The sequence below is a fragment of the Superficieibacter sp. genome, assembly GCF_032071645.1.
GTDB lineage: Bacteria > Pseudomonadota > Gammaproteobacteria > Enterobacterales > Enterobacteriaceae > Superficieibacter.
The window spans coordinates 417,626-438,235 of record NZ_DAMAPU010000001.1 but is presented as its reverse complement, the minus strand read 5'-3'; the positions used below and the strand labels follow the sequence as shown (position 1 = coordinate 438,235).

Annotated in this window: 19 protein-coding genes and 1 other annotated feature; of the genes, 8 read left to right on the top strand and 11 right to left on the bottom strand. The window is 56.2% G+C overall.

Annotation, left to right across the window (positions count from 1 at the left end; all coding sequences use genetic code 11):
- Positions 1 to 6 precede the first annotated feature (6 nt).
- The 8 genes from rluB to rnm form a co-directional block, all read right to left on the bottom strand.
- Positions 7 to 882 carry a 23S rRNA pseudouridine(2605) synthase RluB gene (gene rluB, locus RT197_RS02310; protein WP_312946876.1) on the bottom strand — a complete coding sequence of 292 codons (876 nt, stop codon included), beginning with the start codon at positions 880 to 882 and terminating at the stop codon, positions 7 to 9.
- 177 nt (positions 883 to 1,059) lie between these two features.
- Positions 1,060 to 2,967 carry a PRD domain-containing protein gene (locus RT197_RS02305; RefSeq protein ID WP_312946875.1) on the bottom strand — a complete coding sequence of 636 codons (1,908 nt, stop codon included), beginning with the start codon at positions 2,965 to 2,967 and terminating at the stop codon, positions 1,060 to 1,062.
- 4 nt (positions 2,968 to 2,971) lie between these two features.
- Entirely contained in the window at positions 2,972 to 5,602 is a 2,631-nt protein-coding gene (mngB, locus tag RT197_RS02300) for a mannosylglycerate hydrolase (RefSeq protein WP_312946874.1), read from the bottom strand.
- 20 nt (positions 5,603 to 5,622) lie between these two features.
- Positions 5,623 to 6,720, bottom strand: coding sequence for a PTS fructose transporter subunit IIC (locus tag RT197_RS02295; RefSeq protein ID WP_312946873.1), 1,098 nt, complete (start codon positions 6,718 to 6,720; stop codon positions 5,623 to 5,625).
- A complete protein-coding gene (locus tag RT197_RS02290; RefSeq protein ID WP_312946872.1) occupies positions 6,717 to 7,055 on the bottom strand; it encodes a fructose PTS transporter subunit IIB in 339 nt (112 codons plus the stop codon). Before RT197_RS02290 ends, RT197_RS02295 begins: the two co-directional genes overlap by 4 nt.
- On the bottom strand, positions 7,052 to 7,513 hold the full coding sequence (locus RT197_RS02285) for a PTS sugar transporter subunit IIA (protein ID WP_312946871.1): 462 nt from the start codon (positions 7,511 to 7,513) through the stop codon (positions 7,052 to 7,054). Before RT197_RS02285 ends, RT197_RS02290 begins: the two co-directional genes overlap by 4 nt.
- Positions 7,514 to 7,761: 248 nt before the next feature.
- Complete coding sequence (locus tag RT197_RS02280) at positions 7,762 to 8,382, bottom strand: L-threonylcarbamoyladenylate synthase (protein ID WP_312946870.1); 621 nt, start codon at positions 8,380 to 8,382, stop codon at positions 7,762 to 7,764.
- A 9-nt stretch (positions 8,383 to 8,391) separates the two neighbouring features.
- Positions 8,392 to 9,300, bottom strand: coding sequence for an RNase RNM (gene rnm / locus RT197_RS02275; protein WP_312947561.1), 909 nt, complete (start codon positions 9,298 to 9,300; stop codon positions 8,392 to 8,394).
- A gap of 118 nt (positions 9,301 to 9,418) precedes the next feature.
- Positions 9,419 to 9,513 (top strand) — a sequence feature (Trp leader region).
- A gap of 22 nt (positions 9,514 to 9,535) precedes the next feature.
- Between rnm and RT197_RS02270 the strand changes: the two genes are divergently transcribed.
- The 5 genes from RT197_RS02270 to trpA are packed head-to-tail and all read left to right on the top strand — an operon-like array spanning position 9,536 to position 16,068.
- Complete coding sequence (locus tag RT197_RS02270) at positions 9,536 to 11,098, top strand: anthranilate synthase component 1 (RefSeq protein WP_312946869.1); 1,563 nt, start codon at positions 9,536 to 9,538, stop codon at positions 11,096 to 11,098.
- The gene (trpD, locus tag RT197_RS02265) at positions 11,098 to 12,693 is read left to right on the top strand and encodes a bifunctional anthranilate synthase glutamate amidotransferase component TrpG/anthranilate phosphoribosyltransferase TrpD (protein WP_312946867.1); all 1,596 of its coding nucleotides are present in this window, start codon (positions 11,098 to 11,100) and stop codon (positions 12,691 to 12,693) included. Before RT197_RS02270 ends, trpD begins: the two co-directional genes overlap by 1 nt.
- A 3-nt stretch (positions 12,694 to 12,696) precedes the next feature.
- The gene (trpCF, locus tag RT197_RS02260; protein ID WP_312946865.1) at positions 12,697 to 14,055 is read left to right on the top strand and encodes a bifunctional indole-3-glycerol-phosphate synthase TrpC/phosphoribosylanthranilate isomerase TrpF; all 1,359 of its coding nucleotides are present in this window, start codon (positions 12,697 to 12,699) and stop codon (positions 14,053 to 14,055) included.
- 10 nt (positions 14,056 to 14,065) lie between these two features.
- The gene (gene trpB, locus RT197_RS02255; protein WP_312946864.1) at positions 14,066 to 15,259 is read left to right on the top strand and encodes a tryptophan synthase subunit beta; all 1,194 of its coding nucleotides are present in this window, start codon (positions 14,066 to 14,068) and stop codon (positions 15,257 to 15,259) included.
- On the top strand, positions 15,259 to 16,068 hold the full coding sequence (trpA, locus tag RT197_RS02250) for a tryptophan synthase subunit alpha (RefSeq protein WP_312946863.1): 810 nt from the start codon (positions 15,259 to 15,261) through the stop codon (positions 16,066 to 16,068). Before trpB ends, trpA begins: the two co-directional genes overlap by 1 nt.
- 29 nt (positions 16,069 to 16,097) lie before the next feature.
- On the opposite strand, the gene RT197_RS02245 is transcribed toward trpA, so the two are convergent.
- On the bottom strand, positions 16,098 to 16,553 hold the full coding sequence (locus RT197_RS02245; RefSeq protein WP_312946862.1) for a MarR family transcriptional regulator: 456 nt from the start codon (positions 16,551 to 16,553) through the stop codon (positions 16,098 to 16,100).
- A 77-nt stretch (positions 16,554 to 16,630) separates the two neighbouring features.
- Here RT197_RS02245 and RT197_RS02240 point away from each other — a divergent pair, with 77 nt between their 5' ends.
- Complete coding sequence (locus RT197_RS02240) at positions 16,631 to 17,566, top strand: zinc-binding alcohol dehydrogenase family protein (RefSeq protein ID WP_312946861.1); 936 nt, start codon at positions 16,631 to 16,633, stop codon at positions 17,564 to 17,566.
- Positions 17,567 to 17,714: 148 nt separating this feature from the next.
- Here RT197_RS02240 and RT197_RS02235 read toward each other — a convergent pair whose 3' ends face one another.
- A complete protein-coding gene (locus RT197_RS02235; protein WP_312946860.1) occupies positions 17,715 to 18,347 on the bottom strand; it encodes a hypothetical protein in 633 nt (210 codons plus the stop codon).
- A 174-nt stretch (positions 18,348 to 18,521) separates the two neighbouring features.
- A complete protein-coding gene (gene ompW / locus RT197_RS02230) occupies positions 18,522 to 19,157 on the bottom strand; it encodes an outer membrane protein OmpW (RefSeq protein WP_312946859.1) in 636 nt (211 codons plus the stop codon).
- 270 nt (positions 19,158 to 19,427) lie between these two features.
- Here ompW and RT197_RS02225 point away from each other — a divergent pair, with 270 nt between their 5' ends.
- Positions 19,428 to 19,832 carry a YkgJ family cysteine cluster protein gene (locus RT197_RS02225; RefSeq protein WP_312946858.1) on the top strand — a complete coding sequence of 135 codons (405 nt, stop codon included), beginning with the start codon at positions 19,428 to 19,430 and terminating at the stop codon, positions 19,830 to 19,832.
- Positions 19,833 to 19,857: 25 nt separating this feature from the next.
- The gene (locus RT197_RS02220; protein ID WP_312946857.1) at positions 19,858 to 20,601 is read left to right on the top strand and encodes a YciC family protein; all 744 of its coding nucleotides are present in this window, start codon (positions 19,858 to 19,860) and stop codon (positions 20,599 to 20,601) included.
- Positions 20,602 to 20,610 lie beyond the last annotated feature (9 nt).

The following is a 20,610-nucleotide window of genomic DNA, read 5'->3' as shown; positions in this document are numbered from 1 at the left end:
ACGAACTTAACCGTTGCTGCGACCACCACCGGAGCGACGACCGCCGCCCACCTGAGTATGGCGTTTCACCGCACGGCGGATCTGATTCGCTTTCATCTTACGACGATCTTTTTCTACCGCCACTTTTGATTCGGTTTCCGGCTTCAGGCCAACCAGCTCACGCAGGTAGTTAGTCTGCGGCAGGCCCAGTTCGGTCCAGCCGCCGCGCGGCAGGCCTTTCGGCAGCGGAATATCACCGTAGCGCACGCGGATCAGGCGGCTAACCTGCACGCCTACCGCTTCCCACAGGCGACGCACTTCACGGTTGCGGCCTTCGGTCAGGGTGACGTTGTACCACTGGTTAATCCCTTCGCCGCCGCTGAATTTGATGGTTTTGAACGCTGCCGGGCCGTCTTCCAGCTGCACGCCGCGCCCCAGATCGCGCACTTTCGCTTCGTCAACCTGACCAAACACGCGTACCGCGTACTCACGTTCAACTTCACGGCTGGGATGCATCAGACGGTTTGCCAGTTCGCCATCGGTGGTGAACAGCATCAGACCGCAGGTGTTAACGTCCAGACGACCGACGGCAATCCAGCGCGCGCCGCGCAGTTTTGGCAGACGGTCAAATACGGTTGGACGCCCTTCCGGGTCGTTACGGGTACAGAGTTCGCCTTCCGGTTTGTAATAGGCCAGCACGCGACAGATTTGCTCGGCGGATTCTTTCACCGAAATCAGATGTCCGTCGAGGCGGATTTTTAACGCGGGGGTCACTTCTACGCGGTCGCCCAGCGTGGCGATTTTACCGTCAACGCTAACGCGGCCTGCTTCAATAATGGATTCAATTTCACGACGGGAGCCGTGGCCAGCGCGTGCCAGCACTTTCTGTAGTTTTTCGCTCATGGAGCTTCCTTTAGGTGTCGCCTTCCCAGGCGTCGACTGGAGAGTTAAAGTCTTTTAAAATCAATGAATTAGCATGATTTAGTGGCTGCTATTATACGCACTTTTCCCCGCATTGTAACCTCTTTTATTCGCAAGCACCGGGCCACGCTCGGACAATTAATTATTCTGCCCTCCGCGTTATAAAAAATACTTTTTTGAAATCGCCATAAATTCGGCATAGCTCTGACTTTTGCTTAAGGTGTCAATAACGTCGTTATCCAGAATATTGGTCAAATAATCATAAATATGCATACTGTCAATAAACGCATCTTCGCTAATTGCCAGCATAAAAACCAGCTTCACCGTCTTGCCGGGGTCCCATTCGATCCCTTCAGGAAATATCGCCACCGTCACCATCGTGCTGAGCGCCAGCAGCCCCAGCGGGTGCGGGATCGCCAGTTTATCGTCCAGCAGGGTGGAGGCATACGACTCCCGCTCCAGCACCGATTGCAGATAGTTTTCGTCCACCCTGCCCTTTATTCGCAGGTGCAACGCCAGCAGGTTGATAACCGATTCTTTAGTATTTTCCGTTCCCGGCAATATAAAGAAATGCTCCTGCGAGAAATAATTAAGCATGGTGGCGGGCGAAGTATTGTCGGTGATTAAATAATATTTTATTTTTTCTAACTCCCAGCGCTGCGGCAGGGGCGTCAGACTGATCACCCGACGATTTTTCTCCGCTATGGAAGCCATGCTAATAACAATGTTTTCGTTAATTTCCGCCATGGCATTGTATTGCTCAACAGAAAGACATTGCGAAATTAACAGGTCGGGATAGACCTTAATGATTTTCTGGCAGACCACCCGCGTGGCGGCCAGTCCCTGATCGCTGACGATAAGCGCGGTCATGTGGTTCGCCGCGCCAGAGTCCGGCGCGTCAAGGATCGCCCCGATATGCATCACCAGATAACCTATTTCATCATCGTTGACGCTACTGGTGAATAGATGCTCCATCTCACTGAAGGCCGCGAGGGTCATCTCATACATTAACGGATAGTGGCGTTTAATCTGACCGATCAGCGGATTAATAATGCGGATACCGTTGTTAATTCTGATCCGCATGGCTTTGATATGGTCGAGAAGATTTTTCCTCGTCACCGCATCGTAGCTGACTTCGCAATACCAGGCGGTGCTGACATAGCTGAGAAAATGGTTCATCACCGCCATTTCGGTATCGTACAAGCCCGCTTCCTGTATGCCGGGCGGCAGCACCGGGCAGAATGCGGCCAGATGCATTGCCAGGTAGTCGACTTCACCGCTCACCGAGGCGGTCTGGATTTCAGGCATCAGATGAGAAATGAGTTCGCTGGCGGTGCTGCGCCATACCGGTTCGGCAAGCGTGAATTCAAAGTCAAACAGCCAGTGCCCGTGCCGAATTCGCTCGCAGGCAATGGCGCACACCAGCGTGAAAAACCGCAGATTCACATCGCTGAACGCAAAGCCGTGCCGGGTAAGATACTGGCTAACGGCGTGTTTCATCTCCTGCACGCAGAGAAGAGGATGAAACAGGATCTGAAACTCGTCCTCAGTTTCCCTGACGCTTAGCAGGTGTTCGTACAGGCAGCGGCGCAGGGCAATTTCGCTGCCCTGCAGACGAAAACTGTCCCCGCCGTCGGCAATGATTGCGATGTCGTACAGGCTAAAATGGCGCTTCAGCAACGCGATATCATTACGCAGACTGTAGATGCTGATATACCACTCGGCCTCCAGCACCGCCAGCGATACCCCCTGCGTATGCGCCAGCAGCGCCGTCAGCAGCGCGTGACGCCGGGCGGCGGCAGTGCGTATTTCCTTCCACGGCTGGCGCGCCACGTCCAGTAAATGCGCCAGCCCTGGCGCATTATCTACCTGAATTTGTACGCCCTTTTTACGATCGTGAATGAGACGGTTACCTGAAGCGGAAAGAAGTTCGCTAATCTCTTTGAGATCGCTGCGAATAGTGCGCGTTGAAACCTCCATTTCCCGCGCCAGAGACGCCTGCGTCACGTTACCTTCCGCGATCCGCAGAAAAATGTCCCTGATCCGTTTGTAGTGAAACAGTCTCATGTTTTCACCCTATTTCGACATACAGCGTCTGGAGATCCGCTGGCTGAAGCGCCTCCCTTTTCGGCATCGGCGTTTGCTCGTCCAGCATCACGTTGCGACCGTTGGCAAAGGCCGGGATTTGCACGGTGGAACTGAGCGTGGGATTGTAAAAGCGGAAGATATAGCCCGCCCCCCGCTCCGCGCATTTCACCACGCTGACCAGCGCATCGCTGGCCTGTGACGGCAGATCGATCAGGCTGTGCTGGCGCGGGAAGTGACGCTCTTCATCACTCAGGCAAAAGCGCAGCCGACCATTCAGGAAGTCGCTGTCCTGGTAAACCGGGAAAGCGGTGAGTAGGTTTTTGGAGATCCGCGCCGACTGTGAGCCATCAAAACTGCCACTCCAGCTTCGCCAGGCAAAAGAGAACGTGAGCCTGCCCGGGAGCTGAGCATCCGGGGTTTCGACTACCGTCTCCCCCGACGCGCGTCCCGGCCGGAACAGCAGATCCTGTTTGCCCATAAAGCCGAAGGTGCGGAACAGGGTCAGGGAGAGGGTATCGAAATGATCGCCGACAATTTCATACTCGCGCACGCCGTTGGTGTGAAGGCTAATGCCGTGATCATGGTCATGTAAGTTCACAAAGCTCTGCATCGGCTCAATGGCAATCGGTTTTTCCTGCCATTTTTCGCGCTCCCAGACCGCCAGCGATGCACGGCGGGCAACCGGGCGCGTTATCGCACCGAAAAGCTGATCCGCGCAGGAAACGCTGGCCATGATATCGGTGGCAAAATGGACGCACAGACGGTGGCTTAAGACGGTGTTATCCACGCTGACCTCGAAGCGGATCGCATCGTCCGTTTGCAACGTTACCGTGACCGCCAGCCGCAGCGCCGCCGATGCCAGCCCCTGCGCCCTCTCCTCCAGGTTTTTCGGCACTGTCAGCAGGTACTCAAGATGCAGAGACTGCTGTAAGTCGTCGCTCTGCCGCGACTGGCTCACCAGGCAACCGTCGGATGAAACCCGCATGTCCTGGCGCGGCGGCGAGTAATTGTACGAATCCCCGTCATCGCCGTTTTCCACAAAGCGCATCTGTCGCGAATAACGTTTACCGCTGGCCTTGTGGAGGATGGTCAGCAGCCCGTCATCCTCAACCACAATGTGATAAAAGGCGTTGTCAATGTGGCCTTCGGTATCGGTCGCGATCGGGCTTGCGCCGTCGCCATCAAACGCCAGATGCCAGCGGGTATAGCCCAGCGCCGGAAGCGTGCTGCTGCCGACTCTCAGCCGCGTGCGGTACACTTTCTCCGGTTTGTGCCAGGGCTTGCCGGGATCGAGGCGGATAGTCTGATTAAGCACGTATTCCGTCAGGTCCCGTTGCGCCTCGATCACATACGGCAGCGCGTTGCCAGCGCCATCGCGGAGGGTAAACGGAATGCCGGGCAGCCATGCCTCAAAGGTGATCTGCGGCGATGCCGGGTGGGTCAGCGGATTAAACACCGTGAAGGTAAAATCATGCGCTCGCGGGATGCGAATGCTGATCAGCCGGGTTTGCATCTCCAGCAGGTTACGGGCTAAATCCCCGGCCTGACGGTAGCGGGCAGCAATATCCCGGTTGGTTTCATCGCTGTTGCAGCCGCCGATGCTGTCATGCGCGGCGTTATAAAACATCAGCTTCCAGATATCGGCGACGATCCGCGCGGGATACTCCAGTCCCAGACTGCGGCCAATCGCCAGCACGGGCTCAAGGGTGTTGACCAGCAGCGCTTCGATGTCGTTATTCATCTGCTTGAGATCGGCCCGGCAGGAAAAGATCGTTTTATGAATGCGCGAGTGTTTGGCTTCGGTCAACTCGCCATGCAACACCGACGCATCCACCGCCTCTTCTTCCAGCGTCTGCACGAACGCCAGCGGACTGGCGATCTGATAGTGGCGCTGGTCGTCACAGGCATTGAACTGCGCGACTAATTGCGGCAGGTTTTCGCGGATCGGAGCCTGATCAAAACCGTGCGGATACAGCAAGTGCGCACGCTGACTGCGCGCCTCAACAGGTGCCATTTTTTGATCGAGAAACGCTTTCATACTGGCAGGCGTTTCATCCAGCAGCCCGCCGTAGTGGTAGCCCCAGGGCATCTGCACGGCGAAGACCTGCTCGCCGTTATCGCCGCGCCAGTAAAACTCGGTTTCATGCAGCGTGTTGTCGGCAATTCCCCGCCAGAACAGCGCATGGCGGATGCCGAACTGTCGGTAAATCTGCGGCATATTACCGCCGAGGCCAAAACAGTCCGGCACATAGCCGAGCATCATCGCGCCGCCCAGCGCCTCGCTTAACGTAATGCCATAGTAGAGATTGCGCACCACCGACTCCTGGTGGATCACTAACTGGTCGGTTTGCGTATACCACGGGCCGGTCAGCAGGCGTTTTTCGGCGATCAACCGGCATAAAATGTCCCGGTCTTCTGGTGCCCACTGTAAATAACTTTCCACCAGCGCGGTCTGCGCATCCAGCAGATAGCACGGAAAATCAGGATTGTTATCAAGAACGCGAATGACGTTTTTCACATGATTAAAAAGATAAACCCGCGAACGTGACGAGGTGAAATACCACTCCTGATCCCAGTGGGTATGGCTATATAAATGAACCGTTTTATTCTTCATGATGCTGCCTCGCCGGGAAATTAATCGAATCGGATTTCAATATCGTCAACCGCGCTCTGTGGGGCGGCGGTTTCGTCATCGTTAAAATTGACCAGCAGGTTGGCGCCCAGCGCAATAACGACGGTGCCGACTAACGCGCCGATAAAATAAGCCCATGGATGACCAACGGTGAAACCGCCGTACAGACCGCCGAGCGGCGGCATAATCGGATAAGCTTTAAACAGCGCGACGCAAACCGCACCGAGCACGCCCGCCAGCACGTTAAGCGGGATCAGCCGCGCCGGGTTTTTGAGGGTAAACGGGATAGCGCCCTCTGATATGCCGAGGATGCCCATGATCACCCCACCATTTCCCGCCTCTTTTAGTGTCTGGCTGAAATTGCCGGGGCGCAGGAAACGCGCAGCCGCATAGCCAAGCGGCGGAATGATAATCGCCACGTTAACCAGAATGGCAGGCAGGTAAACGCCGCTGAGAAACAGCACGTTGGCGGTGCCCCACGCCGCTTTGTTCACCGGTCCGCCGAGGTCGAAGCAGATCATGCCGCCGAGTACGGCTGCCAGCACCACCGTGCTGGTGCCATCCTCGGTCATGCTTTGCACCCAGGCCATCAGCGCGAGGTTGATCCAGCTAAGCGCATCACCCAGCAGCAGGCGCATCACCAGCACCTGAAGCCCGACGGTAATAAAGGGCAGAATAATCAGCGGGACGGAGCTTGCCGCCGAGCCTTCAATGCGAATTTTCCGCGCCACCCATTCGGAGGAATAACCGGCCAGCAGACCGCCGAGGATCGCGCCTAAAAATCCCGATCCGGTCAGAGAAGCGATAAGCCCGGCGGTGAAACCGGCAGCCAGCCCTTTTTTTCCGGCAATGGAAAAGGCAACGTAGGCACCGAGAACATAATTCATCAGGCCGATAATTTTAAAACCGATATCCTGGGTCAGATACAGCCAGTGTTTCATTCCTTCACTGTCGGCAAAAGCGTCCAGATTAGATTCGCCAAACATCAGGCCAATAATTTTTGCCACCGCCACCATCAGCGAACCGGCAATAATAATCGGCAGCGCGTAGGAAATACCGGTCATCAGATGGTTCTTAACGTCATTCAGCATTTTGTTCATGATCCGCTCTTCCCTGCGTTATTACGCGCGTCCACTGCCGCCACGCATTTCATAATCACTTCCGCCGCATGCCCGACGCATTGACCAATTTTGACCCGAATAATGACTTTGCCGTGAAAGCGTTCCTCTTCTTCAATCGCCCGGTCAGCGGCAATAATGACGAAATCCGCCGCCGCAACCTCCTCCCGGGTAATTTTATTCAGCATCCCCATCGCGCCCTGCTGTTCGATTTTTACCGAATGCCCCAGCCGTGCGCCCTCTTTCTCCAGCGATTTTGCCGCCATGGGCGTATGCGCCAGACCCGCAATACATGAGGTGACTCCAACGATATTCATGCTTCCTCCTGAACTGAAATTCGTAACTGCATAAACTGAAATAGCTCTTCTTCATCTTTTGCCGCGAAGAGCTTTTCCCTGAATTCGTCATCAACAATTTGACTGGCGAGGCTATTAATAATTTTCAGATGCAGCACTTTGGCCCCGCTCTCCGGCACCAACAGGCCGAAAATAATCTGCACCGGTAGTGCGTCGAGACTTTCCCAGTCAATGGGCTGGCGCAGCCGAATTAAAATCACCCCTGCCCGCGCGACGTTGGCGGTTTTGGCGTGGGGTATCGCAATCTGGTTTTCGAAGCCGGTGGAATACTGGTTTTCACGCGCCCAGAAGTCGGCCTCTATTTTATCGGCGTCGGTCGCCCAGCCCTGCGCCACCGCATGGCGGGCGAGAAACTGAAAGATCTCTTTTTTGTTGCTGAAGGTCTGATTGAGAAAAATGTTTTGCCGGGCAATGAGCATGAGCGGATATCTCCCTGTGCATCGTCTGTCATTTGAAGTGATCCACAGACTAAACCGTTTTCCTTTGCGGTTCTGACAAGCGTTTTCCCCGCTTTCTGGAAATGAATTGTTGGTAAGGGGGCAAAAGAGTGAATTAGCTCAAATATCCACGCAACTCTGTGAGAGATATCAAAAAACCAGCGCTGGGGTGACGTGCAGAAAGGGGAAAGCAGGAGAGAAACGGCAGCGGTGAGGCGCTGCCGCAGAGATTATAAGAAAGGCTTAACGTCGCCCACGCCTTCGCGCAGAACGACCGGCGAATCATCGGTGAGATCGATAACCGTCGTCGGCTGCTGACCAAGGTAGCCGCCGTGAATAATCAAATCCACCAGCTTCTCCAGCCGGTCTTTGATTTCTTCCGGGTCGGACTCGGTAAAGTCGCTGCCCGGCAGCATCAGCGAGGTGGAGAGCATCGGCTCGCCGAGCGTTTCCAGCAGCGCCACCGCGATTGGGTTAGACGGCACGCGCAGGCCGATAGTTTTACGCTTCTCCTGCAACAGGCGGCGCGGCACCTCTTTCGTACCTTTCAGGATGAAAGTGTAATTCCCCGGCGTGTTGTTTTTGATCAGGCGGAAAGCGACGTTATCAACAAACGAATAGGTCGACAGCTCCGACAAATCGCGGCACATCAGGGTAAAGTTGTGACCGTCCGGCAAATGACGGATGCGGCAGATGCGCTCCATCGCGCCTTTGTCTTCGATCTTGCAGCCCAGCGCGTAGCCGGAATCGGTCGGGTAGACAATGACGCCGCCTTTGCGGACGATTTCCACCGCCTGATTAATCAGACGCGGCTGCGGGTTATCCGGGTGGATATAAAAAAACTGACTCATACTTCCCTCTCAATCGGTGTTCTGCGGCTGTTCCCACAACTGCCACACGCCTTCAACCCCGGCAGGCAGCCAGAGTTTGCGGCCCAGTTCTATCCACGAACAGGGCTGGTGAAAATCCGATCCCTGCGAGGCCAGAAGCCCAAACTGGCGGGCATAAGCCGCAAGCTGCGTGCGTTCATTAGGACCCTGCTGACACTGGGCGACTTCCATCGCGTCTCCGCCGCGTTCGGCGAAGTAAGCCAGCAGTCTTTTCAGCCACTTGGCGCTGAGATCGTAACGCCCTGGATGGGCAATCACGGCCTTGCCGCCAGAATGATGAATCACATCAATAGCTTGATCTATTGTACACCACTGCGGAGGAACGTATCCGGTTTTCCCTCGGGCGAGGTATTTTTTGAATACGTCCGCCATATTGCTGGCTTTCCCCGCCCCGACCAGGAACCGGGCGAAATGGCCGCGCGTGACCGCTCCGCCCGCCGCCAGTTTTAACGCGCCTTCCCATGCGCCGGGAATATGCGCTTTTTCCAGCCGCTCAGCGATAAGCCGCGCGCGCTGCTGACGACGTTCCTTTTGCTCCGCCAGAAAGGCGATCATCTCAGGATGGGAAATATCAATATTCAGCCCGACAATATGAATTTCATGATTTTCCCAGACGGTCGAGATTTCAACGCCGGTGATGAGATCCAGTCCCAGCCCGGCGCGGGCAATTTCCGCCTGCGCTGCCGGAATGGCGTCAACGCTGTCGTGATCGGTAATCGCCAGCGTACCAATGCGCATCTGCACGGCGCGATGGACTAATTCTTCGGGGGAAAGCATACCGTCAGAGGCAGTGGTATGGCTGTGCAGGTCGTAAATAATCGCGTACTGGGGATCGCTCAAAACGGCTCCGGTTGGGTATATACAGGTTCGGCGAACCATCATAACGGCTGAAGTGGATTTTCTGAAACGAGGGCTTGACTTTATTTTCATGAACTAGTTAACTAGTACGAAAGTTCACTCTGATGAGGTATCTGAAATGAAGGCACATTTTTCTCTGCACGATGGTTGGCGCGCTCCCTGTTAACGGGCGGTGTCATCGCGTCTGCACTTCGCAAACAGATACCTGGCCCGCCACCGAGCGGGCTTTTTTTTGAACAGAACAGATGAGAATAAAATGCAAACGTCAAAACCCATTCTTGAACTGCTGACCAGCGATGCGCTGTATCGCGAAGATCCTACTGCGCTGTTCCATCAGCTTTGCGCGAAGCGTCCCGCCACGCTGCTGCTGGAATCGGCAGATATCGACAGCAAAGACGATTTAAAAAGCCTGCTGCTGGTAGACAGCGCGCTGCGCATCTCGGCATTAGGTGACACTGTCACTATTAACGCACTGACCGCTAACGGCGCGGCGCTGCTGCCGCTGCTCGATGCCGCCCTGCCCGCAGGCGTCGAAAATGAGCGTCAGGAAAACGCCCGCGTGCTGCGCTTTCCGCCGGTCAGCACGCTGCTGGATGAAGACGCCCGCCTCTGCTCACTGTCGGTGTTCGACGCCTTCCGCCTGATTCAGGAACGGGTCAACGTGCCGCAGGCAGAGCGCGAAGCGATGTTCTTTGGCGGCCTGTTCGCCTACGACCTGGTGTCCGGTTTTGAGGATTTACCCCAGCTTGCCAGCGACACCGCCTGCCCGGATTACTGCTTCTATCTGGCAGAAACGCTGCTGGTGATCGACCATCAGAGCCAAAAAACGCGCATCCAGTGCAGCCTGTTTACGCCGCTGGAAGATGAAAAGCAGCGCTTAAGCCAGCGCATTGCGCAGCTCCGCCAGCAGCTTGGCGAGCCGCCGCTGCCGCTGCCGGTTGAACCCGTTACCCACATGCGCAGCGTCTGTAATCAGAGCGATGATGAATTCGGCGCGGTGGTGCGTCAGATGCAGAAAGCGATTCGCGCCGGTGAAATTTTCCAGGTGGTGCCTTCCCGCCAGTTCTCATTGCCCTGCCCGTCACCGCTGGCGGCCTACGACGTGCTGAAGAAAAGCAACCCCAGCCCGTATATGTTCTTTATGCAGGACAACGACTTCACCCTGTTCGGTGCATCGCCGGAAAGCTCGCTGAAATATGACGCCGTTTCCCGGCAGATTGAAATCTACCCGATTGCCGGAACGCGTCCGCGCGGTCGCCGGGCTGACGGCTCGCTGGATCGCGATCTCGACAGCCGCATTGAGCTGGAAATGCGCACCGACCACAAAGAATTGTCGGAACATTTAATGCTGGTGGATCTGGCGCGCAACGACCTGGCGCGGATCTGCACGCCGGGCAGCCGCTACGTGGCGGACTTAACCAAAGTCGACCGCTACTCGTTCGTTATGCACCTCGTTTCCAGAGTGGTCGGTGAACTCCGTCATGACCTCGACGCCCTGCACGCCTACCGCGCCTGCATGAATATGGGCACCCTTAGCGGCGCGCCGAAAGTTCGCGCCATGCAGCTCATCGCCGCTGCCGAAGGCAAAAGACGCGGCAGCTACGGCGGCGCGGTGGGTTACTTTACCGCCCACGGCGACCTCGATACCTGCATTGTGATCCGCTCAGCCTTCGTTGAGAACGGCGTGGCGACCGTTCAGGCGGGCGCAGGCGTGGTGCTGGATTCCGTGCCACAGTCCGAAGCCGATGAAACCCGAAATAAAGCCCGCGCGGTGCTGCGCGCTATTGCCACCGCCCATCACGCACAGGAGATTTTCTGATGGCTGACATTCTGCTGCTTGATAACATTGATTCCTTTACTTACAACCTGGCGGATCAGCTGCGGGCCAGCGGGCACAACGTAGTGATTTATCGCAATCATGTCCCGGCGCAAACCCTGATCGAACGCCTGGCGACGATGGACAACCCGGTGCTGATGCTCTCCCCCGGCCCTGGCGCGCCGAGCGAAGCAGGCTGTATGCCGGAACTGCTGACCCGGATGCGCGGCAAGCTGCCGATCATCGGCATCTGTCTGGGTCATCAGGCGATTGTCGAAGCCTACGGCGGTTATGTCGGTCAGGCGGGGGAAATTCTCCACGGTAAAGCGTCCAGCATTGAGCATGACGGTCAGGCGATGTTTGCGGGCCTGCCGAATCCGCTTCCCGTTGCGCGCTATCATTCGCTGGTCGGCAGCAACGTGCCTGCCGGATTAACCATCAACGCTCATTTTAACGGCATGGTCATGGCGGTGCGTCACGATGCGGATCGCGTCTGCGGTTTCCAGTTCCACCCGGAATCGATTCTCACCACCCAGGGCGCACGTCTGCTGGAACAAACCCTTGCCTGGGCTATCCAGAAACTGGAACAGACCAACACCCTGCAACCGGTGCTGGAAAAACTGTACCAGGCACAGACGCTCAGCCAGCAGGAAAGCCATCAGCTCTTTTCTGCGGTAGTACGCGGCGAACTGAAGCCGGAACAGCTGGCGGCCGCGCTGGTGAGTATGAAAGTGCGCGGCGAGCATCCGAATGAAATTGCCGGAGCCGCCACCGCCCTGCTGGAGAACGCCGCGCCGTTCCCGCGCCCGGACTATTTATTCGCTGATATCGTCGGCACCGGCGGCGACGGCAGCAACAGTATTAACATCTCCACCGCCAGCGCATTTGTCGCCGCTGCCTGTGGCCTGAAGGTGGCGAAGCACGGCAACCGCAGCGTTTCGAGCAAGTCGGGATCGTCAGATTTACTGGCCGCGTTCGGGATTAATCTGGAGATGAATGCCGACAAATCCCGCCTGGCGCTGGATGAACTGGGCGTCTGCTTCCTGTTCGCGCCGAAATATCATACCGGTTTCCGCCACGCCATGCCGGTGCGCCAGCAGTTGAAAACCCGCACCCTGTTTAACGTGCTGGGGCCGTTAATTAACCCGGCGCATCCGCCGCTGGCGCTGATTGGCGTCTACAGCCCGGAACTGGTGTTGCCCATTGCCGAAACCCTGCGGGTGCTGGGCTATCAGCGGGCGGCGGTGGTTCACAGCGGCGGCATGGATGAAGTTTCCCTGCACGCGCCGACGGTGGTGGCAGAACTGCACAACGGCGAAATCAAAAATTATCAGCTTACCGCCGACGATTTTGGCCTGACGCCCTATCATCAGCAGGAGCTGGCGGGCGGCACGCCGGAAGAAAACCGTGACATTTTAACACGCTTACTACAAGGTAAAGGAGAGCCGGCCCATGAAGCTGCGGTCGCCGCCAACGTCGCGATGTTAATGCGTCTGCACGGTGAAGAAGACCTGCACGCCAACGCCCGGAAAGTGCTCGGCGTCCTGCGCAGCGGCGCGGCCTACGATTGTGTTACCGCCTTAGCGGCGAGAGGATAAATAATGCAGACCGTTTTAGCGAAAATCGTCGCCGACAAGACGATATGGGTAGCAAACCGCAAACAACACCAGCCGCTGGCCAGCTTTCAGAATGAGGTGCTGCCCAGCCAGCGCGATTTCTATGGTGCGCTCCAGGGCGCACGCACCGCGTTTATTCTGGAATGTAAAAAAGCGTCGCCGTCAAAAGGCACCATCCGCGATGATTTTGACCCGGCTCGCATTGCCGAAGTGTACAAACATCATGCCTCGGCGATTTCAGTGCTGACCGACGAGAAATATTTTCAGGGCAGTTTTGATTTTCTGCCCATCGTCAGCGGCATCGCCCCGCAACCGATTCTATGTAAGGATTTCATCGTCGATCCTTACCAGATTTACCTCGCACGTCACTATCAGGCCGACGCCTGCCTGCTGATGCTCTCGGTGCTGGACGATGACCAGTACCGCCAGCTTTCCGCCGTCGCCCATAGCCTGAATATGGGCGTGCTGACGGAGGTGAGTAATGAAGAAGAACTGGAGCGCGCTATCGCGCTTGAGGCCAAAGTGGTCGGCATCAACAACCGCGACCTGCGGGATCTGTCTATCGATCTCAACCGTACCCGTGAACTGGCACCGCGTCTCGGTCACGGCGTGACGGTGATCAGCGAATCCGGGATTAACACTTACGCCCAGGTCCGCGAGCTTAGCCGCTTTGCCAACGGTTTTCTGATTGGCTCGGCGCTGATGTCACATGACGATCTTAACGCCGCCGTACTGCGGGTGCTGCTGGGAGAAAACAAAGTCTGCGGCCTGACCCGCGCCGAAGACGCCCGCGCTGCCTTTGACGCCGGAGCCAGTTACGGCGGGCTGATTTTCGTGCCAGCCTCCCCGCGCGCGGTGAACGAAGCGCAGGCGCGGGAAGTGATGGCAGGCGCACCGCTGCGCTATGTTGGCGTGTTCCGCGATGCGGATATCGCCACCGTTGCTGCTACCGCCGAAGCGCTGCATCTGACCGCCGTGCAGTTACACGGTGCGGAAGATCAGTCTTATATTAACGCCCTGCGCGTACAGCTACCCGACTCCGTGCAGATCTGGAAAGCGTTAAGCGTAGGCGTAACGCTGCCTGCCCGCACGCTGGTGCATGTGGACAAATACGTCTTCGACAACGGACAGGGCGGAAGCGGTCAGCAATTCAACTGGTCGCTGCTGGAAGGTCAGGACTTAAGTCACGTTTTACTGGCGGGTGGACTTGGCCCTGACAACTGCGTCGCCGCAGCCGATACCGGCTGTGCCGGGCTTGATTTCAATTCTGGCGTAGAGTCTGCACCGGGAATTAAAGATGCCGGGAAACTGGCCTCGGTGTTTCGGACGCTGCGCGCATATTAAGGAAGCGACAATGACAACATTATTAAATCCCTATTTTGGTGAGTTTGGTGGTATGTACGTACCGCAAATCCTGATGCCTGCGCTGCGCCAGCTGGAAGAAGCCTTCGTCAGCGCGCAGAAAGATCCCGAGTTTCAGGCCCGGTTCACCGATTTGCTGAAAAACTACGCCGGTCGTCCTACCGCGCTGACCAAATGCCAGAACATTACGGCGGGCACCCGCACCACGTTGTATCTCAAACGTGAAGATTTGCTCCATGGCGGCGCGCACAAAACCAACCAGGTGCTCGGTCAGGCGCTGCTGGCAAAACGCATGGGCAAGACCGAAATCATCGCCGAGACCGGCGCGGGTCAGCACGGCGTGGCGTCGGCACTCGCCAGCGCACTGCTGGGGCTAAAATGCCGCATCTATATGGGGGCTAAAGACGTTGAGCGTCAGTCGCCGAACGTGTTCCGTATGCGCCTGATGGGTGCCGAAGTGATACCGGTATACAGCGGTTCGGCGACGCTGAAAGATGCCTGTAACGAGGCGCTGCGCGACTGGTCCGGCAGCTATGATAACGCCCACTATATGCTCGGCACGGCGGCGGGTCCGCACCCCTTCCCGACTATCGTGCGTGAATTCCAGCGCATGATCGGTGAAGAAACCAAAGTGCAGATCCGTGAAAAAGAGGGTCGCCTGCCGGATGCGGTGATCGCCTGCGTCGGCGGCGGTTCCAACGCCATCGGCATGTTTGCCGATTTTATCGAAGAAACCAGCGTCGGGCTGATTGGTGTTGAGCCAGCCGGTCACGGCATTGAAAGCGGTGAGCACGGCGCACCGCTGAAACACGGTCGCGTGGGCATCTACTTCGGCATGAAATCGCCGATGATGCAGACTGAAGACGGGCAAATCGAAGAATCTTACTCTATTTCTGCCGGGCTGGATTTCCCGTCCGTCGGCCCGCAGCACGCTTATCTGAACAGCACCGGGCGCGCAGACTATGTGTCGATTACCGATGACGAAGCGCTGGATGCGTTCAAAATTCTCTGTCGCGAGGAAGGTATTATTCCGGCGCTGGAATCGTCTCACGCCCTCGCCCACGCGTTGAAAATGATGCGCGAAGATCCTGAAAAAGAGCAGTTGCTGGTGGTGAATCTTTCCGGGCGCGGCGACAAAGACATTTTTACCGTACATGACATTCTGAAAGCGCGAGGGGAAATCTGATGGAACGCTATGACCCGTTATTTACCAGACTGAAAGATCGCAAGGAAGGTGCCTTCGTGCCGTTCGTCACCCTTGGCGATCCGTCCCCGGAACAGTCGCTGAAAATTATCGACACCCTGGTTGCAGCCGGTGCCGATGCGCTGGAGCTGGGTATTCCGTTCTCCGATCCGCTGGCGGATGGTCCGACCATTCAGAACGCCACCCTGCGCGCGTTTGCCGCAGGCGTCACGCCGGGCCAGTGCTTTGAGATGCTGGCGACCATTCGGCAAAAATACCCGGATATTCCGATTGGCCTGCTGATGTACGCCAACCTGGTATTCAGCAAAGGTATTGATGATTTCTATGCGCAGTGTGAAAAAGTGGGCGTGGATTCGGTGCTGGTGGCGGATGTGCCGATTGAAGAGTCCGCACCGTTCCGCCAGGCGGCGATGCGTCACAACGTTGCGCCGATTTTTATCTGTCCGCCGAATGCCGATGACGAACTGCTGCGCCAGATCGCTTCATATGGTCGCGGTTATACCTATCTGCTGTCGCGTGCGGGCGTCACCGGTGCGGAAAATCGCGCCGCCCTGCCGCTGCATCACCTGGTCGAAAAACTGACCGAGTACCATGCTGCGCCACCGTTGCAGGGCTTTGGTATCTCTGCGCCTGAACAGGTCGCGTCAGCCATTGACGCGGGCGCAGCGGGCGCGATTTCCGGTTCGGCTATCGTCAGGATCATCGAAAACAATCTTAACGATCACGCTAACATGCTGGCGGAACTGAAAGCATTTGTGCAAAACATGAAGGCCGCAACGCTGCGCGCCTGATCCCCACTGCCCGGCCCCGCGCCGGGCGGTTACTCGCCCTTCACGCTCTGCGCATATTTGCGCACCAGCCGAAAAAGTGTTTCTACGTCATCCGGCGTCCAGTCAGCAAAAATCTGATTCATCAATCGCTCGCGGGCCTGATTAATTTTATCGATCAGGATTTTCCCCTGCGGCGCAACCGTCACCACGCTCACCCGGCGATCCTTCTCACCAGGCTGTTTCTGCGCCAGCGCCAGCGCTTCCAGACGTTTAACCTGACGGCTGACGGTGGTGTAATCGCGTCCCAGCCGGTCTGCCAGCTCCACCACTCCGCCCGGACCGTAGCGATCGATAGCCACCAGCAGCGGGAAAAGTGCCTGGTCCAGCTTCACGCTGGCTTCCCGCAGCAGGTTTTCATCGCGCAGCGGATGATTCATCACACTGATGATATCGAGCAGCGCACCGTGAAAATCCCGGATATCATATTTTTTATGTGCATCTTGCATATAAATTTCTCTAAGGTGTATAGTCCCGCTATCGGATATGTGCATTTTACACATATCCACTTCACAGAGGAATATTTATGAAAGCAGCCGTGGTTTACGATCCCGCCCAGGGACCGGTGTATGCAGATTTTCCCTGCCCCGAAGCGGACGAGACGTCACAACTGATCCAGGTACAGGCGTCGGCGATTAGCCATGTGGTTAAAAGCCGCGCCGCTGGCAGGCATTACAGCTTCAGCAGCGGCGAACCCTTTGTGGCCGGGATCGACGGCGTCGGGCTGACTGAAACAGGAGAGCGCGTCTGGTTTGCGATGCCGGTCGCACCGTGGGGCAGCATGGCGGAGTGGACGCGGGTACCGCGTGAAAATTGCCTGCCGCTGCCGCCGGCGCTGTCTTCCGTGGATGCGGCGGCGCTGGGCAATCCCGGTATGTCCGCCTGGGCTTCGCTGGTTAACCGCGCCGGATTGCAGCGCGGTGAGACGGTGCTGATCAACGGTGCAACCGGCAGCGCGGGCAGGCTGGCGGTGCAAATCGCCCGTTATCTGGGCGCGGGCAAAATTATCGCTACCGGGCGTCACTCACCGGCGCTGGAGCAGTGCGGCGCTGATGTTTCCCTGCTTTTGCAGACAGCAGAGTTTCAGCCACGGCTGGCGGAACAGGCAGCGGCAGGGATTGACGTGGTGATTGACTATTTGTGGGGCGAAAGCGCAGAGCAGATCCTGCAAACCCTGGCCAGCCACGGCCCCCGCCCGCTGCGCTATGTGCAGGTCGGTGCGCTTGCCGGGAGCGACATCCGCCTGCCCGGTGCGGTGCTGCGTTCATCCGCCATCCAGTTAATGGGCAGCGGTATTGGCAGTTTATCGATGGCGGAATTAATGGCTGCAACCAATGCAATGTTGCAGGCGGCGATGCCCGCCGGGCTAACGATTGCCACAACTCCCGCGCCGCTCTCTGACGTGGCAGCCGCCTGGCCGCGGGATGACAGCAAAAAACGCACGGTGTTTTTAATTCCGTAGCATCCGCATAAAAGAAGGGGTTGATTCTGAAGATGATAAAGATTATCTTTCTCACTACCGAATAGTTGAGCAAAACACTCGGGTATTCGGTACGACATTGCTCACATTGCTTCCAGTATGACTTGCCCGCCTTTTGGCGGGCTTTTTTTTATCGGTTCGCCGGGGCGACGGTCAGTTCCGCCACCTGTTTTTCGCTTTTCATCAGATCCCAGGTAATAAAGAACAGTCCTACCATGAAAGGAATTTCATACAGCTCTTCGATTAAATCCTGATACTTCTTGCTGTGCATAAACAGCGGGGCCAGCATCCGGTGATGCTCGACGGAATCAGAAATCAGGAAGGTGATCACCACCACCAGCGCCATCCACAGCGGAAGCTCCACGGTGCGCAGTTTGCGGATAATTTCTTTACGCAGGATGGAAGAAAATATAACCGGCAGCACCAGCGCGGCAATCAGCACCACTGAAATCGCTCTGAACAGCAGTTTGGGATCGTCAGGAAAATAGACCCGCCCCCAGCTGGTACTTCTTCCTAACAGCACCAGCCACCAGACCACGGCCCAGAGCCAGAATTGTTTCGCGCCGTTTTGCAGCGACAGCGGCTTTATATATACAGCGGTGAAAATCGCGCCGAATAGCAGCCACAGCGCCTGACCATTTTCGATCCACTCCACCAGCTCGCCATGAAGCAGCGGCACGTGCATATCCGCTGTAAAGGGAAACAGGACCGCCAGCAGGATCAGAAAAAATGCCGCTGCGGAAAATTGCGTTTTCAATGTCATAATATCGTCATTTCTTAAGAAATACTTAAACGGCGATAATATACATTCCTGGCAATTGCGCATTATCAAAGTGTGCCAGTTGGATTGCCCTTGTCATAAAAAGGGCTCAAGGATTACCTCAAAGCATGATCAGAGAAGGAAACTGGCCGCTGGCGACCAGTTTGTAACAAAGAATTAAAAACGATAACCCGCAGAGAACATAAACACCCACGGATCGAGGCGGGTATCCACATTCTGCTGTACGCCGCCCGCTTTAAATTTCACTTCAGTATCAATATCCATATACCAGACCGACATATTAATCAGCCAGTCGCGGTTAATCAGGTAATCCAGACCTACCTGCCCCGCAGCGCCCCAGGAATCTTTCAGGCTCAGATCGGATAACCCTGCCGCTTTGCCGGTATCGTTAAAGCTTTCATCAAAAAAGGTGGTGTAATTTACGCCAGCGCCGACATACGGACGCACTTTACTGTTGGCATCACCAAAATACCACTGCGCCATCAGCGACGGCGGCAGGTGATGCACGGTAGCGATATCACCCGTCGGGCCGGTGCCGACTTTATGGCGAAACGGCGTTGCCGCCAGCAGTTCCACGCCGACATTATCCGTCGCCATATAAGTAAATGTCAGTCCCAGTTGGGTATTGTTATCAACATTAAACCCGCCCAGGCTGCCCAGCACGTTATCAGAACCTTCCGTGGGGCGCGCCGTCGCCGACCCCGCACGAATGAAGAACTCACCCGCTTCGTGCGCCCAGAGACTCCCGGAGAAACTGCTTAAAATTAACGATGCCACTGCCAACTTTTTCATACCCACTCCTTCGTTATGGTTTTATAAGGCGGGGCAAATATACCTACATAGAAGTAAAAGTGATCCAACTTAGATCACATTTAAGCGGGAAATTTAACCTTTATTGATCTGGATTAATTTTCGCGCTTTAGCGAGCAGCAACAAGAACCTAACTACATCAATTTTGGAATAATTGACCCGCAAAAATATTCTTCGTTCCCCCTCTTGCGGAAGGGTCAGCACAGGCCTAATTTATTTTGCATCTCAGTTTGGTGCGTTTTCAGGTGTGTGATGAGCGAGAATAATTCGTGCATGACGTGCGGTGCCTGTTGTGCATTTTTCCGTGTTTCTTTTTACTGGGCCGAGGGCGATGACGCTGGCGGTCCGGTCCCCGCCGCGCTCACCGAGGCGGTTTCCCCTTTTATTCGCTGCATGAGCGGGACTAATCAAAAAAATCCCCGCTGTATTGCTCTTCAGGGAACCCCTGGTAGCCAGGTGAGCTGTTCGGTGTACACCTGTCGTCCTTCGACCTGCCGGGAATTTGCGCAATCTGGCGAAGCAGGCCTTATTAATGACGCCTGCGAGCGCGCGCGGGCACATTACGGCTTACCGCCCCTTTACAAAGACAGACGGTTACTTACTCTTCCTGATGCTGCCACTGATGACTTATCCAGGGTACAATCGCCCGTTGAATAACACCTGCAATACTCAAGGAGAGTGCATGTCTATCACGGCGAAGTCCGTTTACCGTGACACGGGTAATTTTTTTCGTAATCAGTTCATTATCATTTTGCTGATTGCTTTATTGTGCGCATTTATCACGGTGGTGCTTGGCCATGCTTTTTCACCGAGTGATGAGCAGCTTTCCGTTCTGACCGAAGGCGACAATCTTGCCGGTAACGTGGGATTGTTTGAAATGGTGCAGAATATGTCGCCGGAACAGCAGCAGGTTTTGCTGCGCGCCTCGGCGGTTTCCACCTTTTCCGGGCTTATCGGCAATGCCATCCTCGCAGGCGGTATGCTGCTGTTGATCCAGCTTATTTCTGCCGGACATCGCGTCAGCGCCCTGCGCGCAATCGGCGCCAGCGCACCGGTGCTGCCTAAACTGTTCCTGCTCATTCTGTTAACCACTTTTCTGGTGCAGATAGGCGTGATGCTGGTGATCGTACCGGGCGTGCTACTGGCGATTGTGCTGGCCTTCGCCCCGGTGATGATGGTGCAGGATAAAATGGGTGTGTTTGCCTCAATGCGGGCGAGTATGCGCCTGGCATGGGCGAATATGCGACTGGTCGCCCCGGCGATCGTTTGCTGGCTGATGGCAAAAACGCTGCTGCTGATGATGGCGTCGCATTTTGCCGTGCTGACGCCGGTGGTGGGTGCCATTGTCGCGAATACCCTCAGCAATCTGATCTCTGCGATGCTGCTGGTTTACCTGTTCCGCCTGTATATGCTTATCCGCCATTAACCCTGACGC